9 protein-coding genes and 1 pseudogene are annotated in these 9,556 nt (G+C 68.4%); 4 read left to right on the top strand and 6 right to left on the bottom strand.

Translation table 11 applies throughout. The features are described 5' to 3' along the window. Positions 1–12: 12 nt before the first annotated feature. The 3 genes from ACFU99_RS20935 (at position 13) to ACFU99_RS20925 (ending at position 2,469) form a co-directional block, all read left to right on the top strand. The gene (locus tag ACFU99_RS20935; protein WP_384394148.1) at positions 13–351 is read left to right on the top strand and encodes a metal-sulfur cluster assembly factor; all 339 of its coding nucleotides are present in this window, start codon (positions 13–15) and stop codon (positions 349–351) included. A gap of 144 nt (positions 352–495) precedes the next feature. Next, positions 496–1,530 carry a lysine-2,3-aminomutase-like protein gene (locus ACFU99_RS20930; protein ID WP_384394147.1) on the top strand — a complete coding sequence of 345 codons (1,035 nt, stop codon included), beginning with the start codon at positions 496–498 and terminating at the stop codon, positions 1,528–1,530. Positions 1,531–1,572: 42 nt separating this feature from the next. Further along, positions 1,573–2,469 carry a DMT family transporter gene (locus tag ACFU99_RS20925; protein ID WP_384394145.1) on the top strand — a complete coding sequence of 299 codons (897 nt, stop codon included), beginning with the start codon at positions 1,573–1,575 and terminating at the stop codon, positions 2,467–2,469. A 36-nt stretch (positions 2,470–2,505) separates the two neighbouring features. Here the strand turns inward: ACFU99_RS20925 and ACFU99_RS20920 are convergent, their stop codons facing one another. The 6 genes and pseudogenes from ACFU99_RS20920 to ACFU99_RS20895 form a co-directional block, all read right to left on the bottom strand. After that, entirely contained in the window at positions 2,506–3,504 is a 999-nt protein-coding gene (locus ACFU99_RS20920) for a TIGR03842 family LLM class F420-dependent oxidoreductase (protein WP_384394143.1), read from the bottom strand. An 11-nt stretch (positions 3,505–3,515) separates the two neighbouring features. After that, on the bottom strand, positions 3,516–4,907 hold the full coding sequence (hydA, locus tag ACFU99_RS20915; protein ID WP_384394141.1) for a dihydropyrimidinase: 1,392 nt from the start codon (positions 4,905–4,907) through the stop codon (positions 3,516–3,518). A 236-nt stretch (positions 4,908–5,143) separates the two neighbouring features. Further along, positions 5,144–5,617 (bottom strand): annotated as a pseudogene (locus ACFU99_RS20910) (amidohydrolase family protein); the annotation flags it as partial. Beyond that, entirely contained in the window at positions 5,614–6,969 is a 1,356-nt protein-coding gene (locus tag ACFU99_RS20905; protein WP_384394139.1) for an aspartate aminotransferase family protein, read from the bottom strand. The gene ACFU99_RS20905 and the pseudogene ACFU99_RS20910, both read right to left, overlap by 4 nt. Further along, positions 6,966–7,808: a nitrilase-related carbon-nitrogen hydrolase gene (locus tag ACFU99_RS20900; protein ID WP_384394137.1), complete on the bottom strand. Its 843-nt coding sequence runs from the start codon at positions 7,806–7,808 to the stop codon at positions 6,966–6,968. The genes ACFU99_RS20905 and ACFU99_RS20900 overlap by 4 nt, the downstream gene beginning before the upstream one ends. Before the next feature lie 237 nt (positions 7,809–8,045). After that, positions 8,046–8,774, bottom strand: a complete 729-nt coding sequence (locus tag ACFU99_RS20895) for a methyltransferase domain-containing protein (RefSeq protein WP_384394135.1) — start codon at positions 8,772–8,774, stop codon at positions 8,046–8,048. A gap of 129 nt (positions 8,775–8,903) precedes the next feature. Between ACFU99_RS20895 and ACFU99_RS20890 the strand changes: the two genes are divergently transcribed. Then, on the top strand, positions 8,904–9,437 hold the full coding sequence (locus ACFU99_RS20890; RefSeq protein ID WP_384394133.1) for a MarR family winged helix-turn-helix transcriptional regulator: 534 nt from the start codon (positions 8,904–8,906) through the stop codon (positions 9,435–9,437). The last annotated feature ends 119 nt before the right edge of the window (positions 9,438–9,556 follow it).

Raw genomic sequence — 9,556 nt, 5'->3', positions numbered from 1 at the left:
GGCGAAGACCGCATGAGTGAGAACGCAGCTGTGACGACGAAGCCGGCGTCCGAAGAGGAGGTCCGCGAGGCGCTCTACGACGTCGTCGACCCCGAACTGGGCATCGACGTCGTCAACCTCGGCCTCATCTACGGCATCCACGTCGACGACGCCAACATCGCCACCCTCGACATGACGCTCACCTCGGCGGCCTGCCCGCTCACCGACGTCATCGAGGACCAGGCCAAATCCGCCACCGAAGGCATCGTCAACGAACTCCGCATCAACTGGGTCTGGATGCCCCCCTGGGGCCCCGACAAGATCACCGACGACGGCCGCGAACAACTCCAGGCGATCGGCTTCCACCTCTGAGCGGACGGAACGGGCCCCGTTATTCCCACCCACCGGCACGGGCAACGGTTCGCTTTCAGGAACCCTCGACAACGGTGAAGTCCATAGTGCAGGCTCGTAGAGTCGAACTGTTTATACAGGGAATCTCTGCGAGGAGCGGAGGAAATGACTCGACGATCCATCCGAACGCCAGGAGATCTCCTCGAAGGAAAGCTCGTCGATGAGGCCGATATTCCGGAACTCGCCGACGTCGCTCATCGTTATGCGGTGAGCATCACTCCGGCCATGCAGGACCGTATCCTCGATCCTGACGACGCCGTCGGGCGTCAGTTCGTCCCGACGGGGCTCGAATTGATCACCACGCCGGAGGAGACGGCCGACCCCATCGGGGACGAACCGTTCACTCCGCTGAAGGGGATCACTCACCGCTATCCGGACCGGGTGTTGTTCAAGCCCGTACACATCTGTCCCGTCTACTGCCGCTTCTGCTTCCGCCGCGAGGTCGTCGGCCCCGGCGACGGGATGCTCAAGGGGCAGGACCTGGAAGCGGCGCTGGACTACATTCGCCGGCATCCGCGGATCTGGGAAGTGATCTTCACCGGCGGTGACCCCCTCATCATCGCGCCGACGAAATTGCGGCCCATGCTGGAAGCCCTCGACGCCATCGACCATGTAAAGGTCGTGCGCTTCCACACCCGGGTGCCCGTGGTGGACCCGCGCCGGGTGACCGACGACTTGGTCGAGGCGTTGCGCCTGCCCACGCCGGTCTGGGTCGTCGTCCATACCAATCACAGCCAGGAGTTCGGCGACGACGCCCGCGCCGCGCTGGCCCGACTCGTCGACGCGGGGGTTCCCCTCGTCAGCCAGACTGTGCTGCTGAAAGGCGTCAATGACACACCCGAAGCGCTCGAAGACCTCTTCCGCACGCTGATCGTGAACCGGGTCAAGCCCTATTACCTGCACCACGGCGACCTCGCCCAGGGCACCGGTCACTTCCGCACCTCGATCGCCGAGGGGCAGGCGTTGATGCGGAATCTGCGCGGCCGGGTCTCCGGGATGTGTCAGCCCACCTACGTGCTGGACATCCCCGGCGGTCACGGCAAGGTGCCGATCGGACCGGTCTATCTCCCGGGCGACGGCAAGGTCACCGATCCTTGGGGGACGGAGCACGTCTATCCCCCTCAGCCGGCCGACGGGTGAGGTGACGCGAGCCCCGGCGGTGGAGAGGGCGCCCGGAATCCCATGGCCTCGGTGATCACCCGTCGACAGCCCGGACTGGCGCCCTTGCTGGTCGCCTCCTCCTTGTGGGGTCTCTGGGCCACCGGTGAGAAGTTCGGCCTGGCGGGCATGGCCGGCGTGACGCTGCTGGCCGTGACACTGGCTTCTTCGACCGTCCTGCTCTGGGCGATCCTGCTCCGTCGGGGCTGCCATGAACGCCCTGGTCACGGCCAGTTGGCGTTGCTGGCCCTGCTCGGATTCTTCGAGCCCATGCTCGGGTACGGGGCGACCATTGTGGGGCTGGCGCACGTCAACGCTTCCGAAGCCGCTTTGCTGGGCGGCACGGAAGCCGTATTCGTCGTCGTGCTCACGGCGCTGTCGAGCCGGCGGGCGCCCACTCTCGGGGCCGTCGCGGGAATCCTTCTCGGTGCCGTGGGCGTGGCGGTGCTGGGCGGGTCCCGAGGCGATCTGGGGCTGTCGTCGGGTTCCCTGCTCGTCCTGGCCGGTTCGCTGTCCGCCGCCATCGCCACGATGATCGCGGGCCGGGCCGTCACCGATATGGATCCGCTGGTGGTGACGGCCTATCAATTCCTCTTCGGCCTGTTGTTCACCATGCCCCTGCTGGTCTGGCATTGGAGCATGGGCGACGGTCTTCTGACCGCGTCCGTCCACCCCGGCCACTGGCTGACGGTGGTCCTGGTCTGTGGGCTCGGTCTGGGCATCGCCTTCTTGCTCTACAACCGCGCTCTCACACGAGTCTCGGTGAGCACGGCCGGAATCATCCTCAACGTCATTCCGGTGTTCGGTGTGGCCACCGCGGTCGTCTTTCTCCGCGAGGCCCTGAACGTCTGGCAGTTCATCGGGGCAGCCCTCATTGTCGGAGGCATCTTCCTCTTCACGGAGAAAGACCTGGGCAAGTGAGGGCTGCCGAGATGCGGGCGGATTCCGGCGCATCGGTCAGCCCAGTTCGGGAATGACGCGCTCCCCGTACGCGTCGATCGTCGTCTCCTTGGCGTCGTGCATCGCGTACAGCGCGAACTGGTCGACGCCCAGGTCTCGTAGCGCGCGCAGCTTCTCCTGGTGTGCCTCCACCGGTCCGAGCAGGCAGAACCGATCCACGATCTCGTCGGGGACGAAGGCGGTGTCGGGGTTGCCGGTGCGGCCGTGGTGGGCGTAGTCGTAGCCCTCGCGGGCCTTGATGTAGGCGGTCAGGGCCTCGGGGACCATGTCGGAGTGCTCGCCGTAGCGGGTGACGAGGTCGGCGACGTGGTTGCCGACCATGCCGCCGAACCAGCGGCACTGCTCCCGCGCGTGGGCGAGGTCGTCGCCGACGTACGCCGGGGCGGCGACGCAGATCTTGACGTCCGCGGGGTCACGGCCGGCCTCCGCCGCCGCGTCGCGTACCGCCTTGATCATCCACTCGGTGAGGTACGGGTCGGCGAGTTGGAGGATGAAGCCGTCGGCCTCGCGGCCTGCCAGGGCCAGGGCCTTCGGGCCGTACGCGGCCATCCACACCGGGAGCTTGCCGTCGCGCACCCAGGGGAAGCGCAGCGCCGTGCCGTCCACCGATATCTCGCGGCCCTCCGCCAATTCGCGGATGACGTGCATGGATTCGCTGAGCGTGGCGAGGGTGTTGGGCTTGCGGCCCGCCACGCGCATCGCGGAGTCGCCGCGGCCGATGCCGCAGACGGTGCGGTTGCCGTACATGTCGTTGAGGGTGGCGAAGGTGGAGGCGGTCACCTCCGGGGTGCGGGTGGAGGGGTTGGTGACCATGGGGCCGATGATGAGCCGCTCGGTGTGGTCCAGGATGCGGCTGTAGATGACGAACGGCTCCTGCCACAGCACGGCCGAGTCGAACGTCCAGCCGTAGGTGAAGCCGCGCTGCTCCGCGTGCCGCATCAGATCGACGACGGCGGTGGCGGGCGGGTCGGTCTGAAGGACGAGTCCGAAGTCCATGTCCACGCCTCCTAGCTCAGGTACTGACAGGTGCCGCGCGGCACGTAGCGGCCGTGGCCGGCGCGCCCGGTGAACTGCCGCTGGTCGAGTACGGCCGTACCGCGCGAGAGCACGGTCTCGACCCGGCCGGTGATCCTTTTCCCCTCGTACGCCGAGTAGTCGACGTTCATGTGGTGCGTCTCAGCGGAAATGGTCTGCTCGGCCTGCGGGTCGTAGATGACGATGTCGGCGTCCGCGCCGGGCGCGATGGTGCCCTTCTTCGGGTACAGGCCGAACATCCGCGCCGGGGCCGCGCAGGCGATGTCGATCCAGCGGCGGCGCGAGATGTGCCCGTCCACGACGGCCTGGTGGAGGAGGTCCATCCGGTTCTCCACGCCCGGCATCCCGTTGGGGATCTTCGAGAAGTCACCACGCCCCAGGTCCTTCTGGCCCGTGAAGCAGAACGGGCAGTGGTCCGTGGACACCACCTGGAGATCATCCCCGCGCAGCCCCCGCCACAGCGCCTCCTGGTGCTCACGGGGCCGCAGCGGCGTGCTGCACACGTACTTCGCACCCTCGAAGTCCGGCTCGGCGAGGTTGTCCGTGGACAGGAAGAGGTACTGCGGACACGTCTCGCCGAACACCGGCATACCCTCATGACGAGCCCGTGCCAACTCAGCGAGAGCTTCTTGCGCCGACACGTGCACGACATACAGCGGCGCCCCAGCGACTTGGGCCAGCTTGATCGCGCGGTGGGTCGCCTCCGACTCCAGCAGCGCCTTCCTGACCTCGCCGTGATATCGCGGGTCGGTCTCACCTCGCTCCAGTGCCTGCTGCACGAGGACGTCGATGGCGATGCCGTTCTCCGCGTGCATCATGATCAGCCCGCCGTTGCCGGCCGAGCGCTGCATCGCGCGCAGGATCTGCCCGTCGTCGGAGTAGAAGACGCCCGGATACGCCATAAACAGTTTGAACGAACTCACGCCTTCGCCGACAAGTCCGTCCATTTCTTTGAGCGTCGACTCGTTTACGTCGGACACGATCATGTGAAACGCGTAATCGATCGCGCACTTGCCATCGGCTTTGGCATGCCAAGCGTCCAACCCCGACCGCAGAGACCCGCCCTTCGACTGCATCGCGAAATCAATGATCGTGGTTGTACCTCCCCACGCCGCCGCCTCCGTGCCGGTCGCAAATGTGTCCGACGCGAATGTGCCGCCGAACGGCATCTCCATATGCGTATGCGCATCGATCCCACCGGGGATAACGTACTTACGCGAAGCATCGATAACGCGATCGGCAGTCCACCGCTGGCTGCCTGGTGTCGCCAGCGCTGCAATGCGGCCGTCCTCGATCAGCACGTCCGCCTGCATCTCCTCAGCGGCAGTGACCACCAGGCCGCCGGCAATGAGAGTCCGAGTCATTCCTGATAAGTCCCTTCACGTCGCGTCTGACGGCGAGCAAGGCCGCCCGACAACTCACATCGCGCCCGTGCCGAATGGCTTGAGAACGAGCAGGGACGGTGAGCGCGCCACCGCCCCGCCCTGCGACGGCTCACGCCACCCCCGCAACAAGCACGGCCTACCGCTGACAGCCTCGGACGGACCCTCCCCGCAGGTCGGGGGCCTACGCCCCGTGAAATTTTCTGGTCACACGAGCCAACGAAACCCTTGAAGGAGGTGACCCCCTCCCCCACCAGCAGGTCCATCTCCTTGAGCGTGGACTCGTTCACATCGGAGAGGATCATGTGGAAGGCGTAGTCGACGGCGCACTGGGCGTCGGACTTGGCGTGCCAGAGGTCGAGCCCCTCGCGCAGCGCCTGCCCGCGCGTCTGGACCGCGAAGTCGACGATCGTGGTGGTGCCGCCCCAGGCGGCGGCGCGGGTCCCGGTCTCGAAGGAGTCGGCCGAGAAGGTGCCGCCGAAGGGGAAGTCCATGTGCGTGTGGGCGTCGATCCCGCCGGGGATCACGTACTTCCCGGTGGCGTCGATCGCCCGGTCGGCGGTCCAGCCGGCGGCGTACGCGCTGTCCGAGGCGGCGAGCGCGACGATCTTCTCGTCCTCGATCAGGACGTCGGCGTGGGTCTCCTCGGCGGCGGTGACGACCAGGCCGCCCCTGATGAGTGTGCGGGTCATGGCTGTTCCTCTCCCCCGATTCCTCTGCTGTCTCCGATGATGTCTCCGGGTGCTGTGGTGGCGGACTGTGCGGCGCGCAGCGCGTCTTCGAGGTGCTCTGCCCCCTCCTCGGCCTCCGCGACGGACAGCGAGAGCGGGGGCGCGATGCGCAGGACGTTGCCGTCGCGGCCGCCCTTGCCGACGAGCAGGCCGTTCTCCCTGGCGCGTTCCAGGGCGACGGTCGCGGCGCGGGGCGAGGGGGTGCCGTCGCCGTTGATCAGTTCCACGCCGATCATCAGGCCCCTGCCGCGTACTTCCCGTACGACCGGGAGTCCGGCGGCGACGGCGCGCAGCCGCTCGATGAGGAGGCCGCCGACGCGGCGGGCGTTGCCCTGGAGGTCGTGTTCCAGGAGGTAGGTGAGGTTGGCGAGGCCGGCGGCCATGGTGACGGGTGAGCCGCCGAAGGTGGAGATGGAGTTGGCGTCGAGGCAGTTCATGACGTCCGCGCGGGCGACGACGCCGCCGATCGACATGCCGTTGCCGATGCCCTTGGCGAAGGTGAGGAGGTCGGGCGGGCCCGATCGGCCGTGCGCCTGCCAGCCCCAGAAGTGTTCGCCGGTGCGGCCCCAGCCGGTCTGCACCTCGTCCGAGATCCACAGGATGCCGTGCGCGTCGAGGACGTCGCGGAAGGCGGCGAGGAGCCCGTCGGGCGGGTTGGTGAACCCGCCGACGCCCTGGACCGGTTCGGCGATGAGGGCGGCGACGTTGCCGTGCGTCTGGCTGAGCATGTCCTTCAGGTCCGCCACGCAGGCCGCGGTGAACTCGGCGTCCGACAGGTGCGCGAACGGGCCGTCGGTGCGGATGCCGCCGTGCACGTACAGCGTCTGGAGCGGCGAGAGGCTGGTGGGCGACCAGTTGGAGTTCCCGGTGATGCCGATGGAGGCGAAGGAACGGCCGTGGTAGCTGTTGCGCAGCGCCAGGATCTGGTTGGAGCGGCGGTAGGAGGTGGCGAGCAGCAGGGCCGCGTCGTTGGCCTCGGTGCCGGAGGTGGTGAAGAAGACGCGGGCGTCCGGGATGCCGGAGAGCTGGGCGATCCGCTCCGCGAGGTCGATCATCGGGCGGTCGAGGTAGAGGGTGGAGGTGTGCAGGATGCGGGCGGCCTGGTCGCCGACGGCCTTGGTGACCTCGGGGAGGGCGTGGGCGGTCATGGTGGTGAGGATGCCGCCGAAGAAGTCGAGGTAGCGGTTGCCTTCGGCGTCCCAGACGTGCCGGCCCTCGCCGTGCGTGAGCTCCAGCGGCCGCTCGTAGTAGAGCGAGAGCCAGTCCGGCATGACCGCCTGGTGGCGGGCGTACAGGGAGGCCGGGGTGCTCATGGCTGTACCAGGCCGTCGTAGGCGTCGGGCCTGCGGTCCCGGTAGAAGGCCCACTGCTGGCGGACCTCGTCGATGAGGTCGAGATCGAGGTCGCGTACGACGAGTTCCTCCTTGGTGTCGCTGGCCTTCTCGCCGACGAACTGGCCGAGGGGGTCGACGAAGTAGGAGGTGCCGTAGAAGTCGTTGTCGCCGTACTCCTCGGTGCCGACGCGGTTGATCGCGGCGACGAAGTACTCGTTGGCGACGGCCGCCGCGGGCTGCTCCAGTTGCCACAGGTAGGCGGAGAGGCCGCGCGAGGTGGCGGAGGGGTTGTAGACGATCTGCGCGCCGCCGAGGCCGAGGGCGCGCCAGCCCTCGGGGAAGTGGCGGTCGTAGCAGATGTAGACGCCGACCTTGCCGACGGCGGTGTCGAAGACGGGCCAGCCGGCGTTGCCGGGGCGGAAGTAGAACTTCTCCCAGAATCCCTTGACCTGCGGAATGTGGTGCTTGCGGTACTTGCCGAGGTAGCTGCCGTCGGCGTCGATGACGGCTGCGGTGTTGTAGTAGAAGCCGGGCTGGTCCACTTCGTATACGGGCACGACGATCACCATGCCGGTCTCGCGGGCGAGATCCCGCATGCGGCGCACGGTCGGTCCGTCGGGCACCGGTTCGGCCCAGCGGTAGTGCTCGTTGTCCTGGACCTGACAGAAGTACGGTGCGTTGAAGACTTCCTGGAACCCGATCACCTGAGCGCCTTGGTCGGCCGCCGCGCGAGCGTGTTCCTCGTGCTTGGCGATCATCGAGTCGGTGTCACCGGTCCAGGTGGCCTGGACGAGTGCGGCGCGGACGATTTTGGCCATGAATTGCTCCTTTGCCAGGGCGTCAACCAGGCTGAACACGCGTCGATCAAGTCGATCTACGTGAGGATGTGACCGTATGACCCGGCACGGGGTGTGGCAAGGGTCCCGCCGGTCCGCGTCCCGGCGATCCGCGTCCCGGCGGTCTCGGTCGGGACGGCAGACCCTCGCGGGACGGCAGAACCGCGGGACGGCGTGCGCGTGCGGGACCCTTCAGAACTCAGGAGCGGGCCTCGCCCCTCAGGCGCGGGCCACGACGGTGAACAGGGTGGAGGACGCCAGGAAGGGCCCCTCGGACAGCGACGCGAACCAGGCCCGGCCCCGGCTCTCGTCCATGTATCCGGCGTCGATGGCGCGCCGGGTGTTGCGGCCCAGGCCGAGGACCTTGTCGGCGAGTGCGGCATCGCGGAAGACCGGCGTGGTCGCCGTGACGGCGTCGACGGCGAACCCGGCCGATTCGGCCAGGCGCGGCAACTGTCGGCCGATCGTGGCGTTGCGTACGGCCACTTCGGTCGTGTAGCGCGTGAAGGCGCGGGCGGTTTCGAGGTCGTCCGAGTCGACGACGAGGGTGTCCCAGTCGGGTTCGGCCAGCCCGATCACGCAGCCCGGCCGGGCGACGCGGCGCAGTTCGGCGAGCACCTTGCCGGGGTCCGCCACATGCATCAGGACGCGGTCGACGTGCGCCCGGTCGACGCTGCCGTCGGCCACCGGCAGGGCGTGCGCGTCACCGTCGCGCAGTTCGACCCAGGGGCGGTCGGCCATCCGGCTCGTGGCCTCCGCGAGCATCGCCGGGTCCTGGTCGACCCCGATGACGCGGCCGGACTCGTCGACGCCGGCGGCCAGTCCCCCGAGGTCCGTGCCGGGTCCGCACCCCACATCCAGGGCGGTCTGCCCCGGCCGCAGGTCGAGGGCTTCGAGCAGGGTCTCCTTGTAGGAACGGCCGACCGCGAGAGCGGCGACCTGTGTCATGTAAGCGATCTTGTCCGGTCGGCCAACGCCGAGTGCGTCACTCATGGCGGCCAGCCAAGCACACCCCCGCCCCCGCGAAAACAACAGGCAAACTTGCAAGTTTTCCTGTTGAACTCTTACGGTGGGGCCATGCCCGATCAAGAACCCGATCCGACGCAGGCACGCACCGCCGCCGACCTCACGGCCGTCGTCGGTCAGCTGTCGCGGCGGCTGCGGGCGGCCTCCCCGCAGGGGGAGCTCACGCCCACCCAGCGTTCGGCGCTGAGCCGGATCGCGGCTGACGGGGCCGCCACCACGGCGGCGCTGGCCCGCGCCGAACTGGTACGGCCGCAGTCGATGCGGCTGACGCTGAGCCATCTGGAGGAGCAGGGGCTGCTGGAGCGCACCCCGCACCCCACCGACGGCCGGCAGGTCGTCTTCTCCGTCACTGCCGAGGGGCGGCGTACGCTCACGTCCCTGCGGCAGTCCAAGCAGAGCTGGCTGGCCGGGGCCATCGCGGACCGGCTCACCCCCGCCGAGCAGCGGACGCTGACGGAGGCGGCGGAACTGCTGAAGCGGCTGGCGGCGGAAGTTCCGGGAGGATCGACTGACGCTTCGCCTGATGCCTATGCGCGACAGCGAGTTGACGATCCGTATGGCACTGACACCCGAGCCGGGAAATGAGCCGGCTGGCCGCCCGTAGCGGCGGCGCGGTCTGCCCATGCCGCCGGCCGCCGCCGTGCGCTCGATCCTCGGCGCGCGCACCAAGGGCATACGGGCGCCGCTCGCGCTCGCCTTGGTCC

Origin of the sequence: Streptomyces sp. NPDC057654 (genome assembly GCF_042800135.1) — a bacterium.
GTDB lineage: Bacteria > Actinomycetota > Actinomycetes > Streptomycetales > Streptomycetaceae > Streptomyces.
Note: the sequence above shows the minus strand (reverse complement) of the source record. Positions and strands in the feature narration are given on the sequence as shown.

Bases quoted from the DNA above. Each gene is read 5' to 3' on its own strand.
- ACFU99_RS20935 (WP_384394148.1), top strand. From the start codon at position 13: ATGAGTGAGAACGCAGCTGTGACGACGAAGCCGGCGTCCGAAGAGGAG.
- ACFU99_RS20930 (WP_384394147.1), top strand. From the start codon at position 496: ATGACTCGACGATCCATCCGAACGCCAGGAGATCTCCTCGAAGGAAAG.
- ACFU99_RS20925 (WP_384394145.1), top strand. From the start codon at position 1,573: ATGGCCTCGGTGATCACCCGTCGACAGCCCGGACTGGCGCCCTTGCTG.
- ACFU99_RS20920 (WP_384394143.1), bottom strand. From the start codon at position 3,504: ATGGACTTCGGACTCGTCCTTCAGACCGACCCGCCCGCCACCGCCGTC.
- hydA (WP_384394141.1), bottom strand. From the start codon at position 4,907: ATGACTCGGACTCTCATTGCCGGCGGCCTGGTGGTCACTGCCGCTGAG.
- ACFU99_RS20905 (WP_384394139.1), bottom strand. From the start codon at position 6,969: ATGAGCACCCCGGCCTCCCTGTACGCCCGCCACCAGGCGGTCATGCCG.
- ACFU99_RS20900 (WP_384394137.1), bottom strand. From the start codon at position 7,808: ATGGCCAAAATCGTCCGCGCCGCACTCGTCCAGGCCACCTGGACCGGT.
- ACFU99_RS20895 (WP_384394135.1), bottom strand. From the start codon at position 8,774: ATGACACAGGTCGCCGCTCTCGCGGTCGGCCGTTCCTACAAGGAGACC.
- ACFU99_RS20890 (WP_384394133.1), top strand. From the start codon at position 8,904: ATGCCCGATCAAGAACCCGATCCGACGCAGGCACGCACCGCCGCCGAC.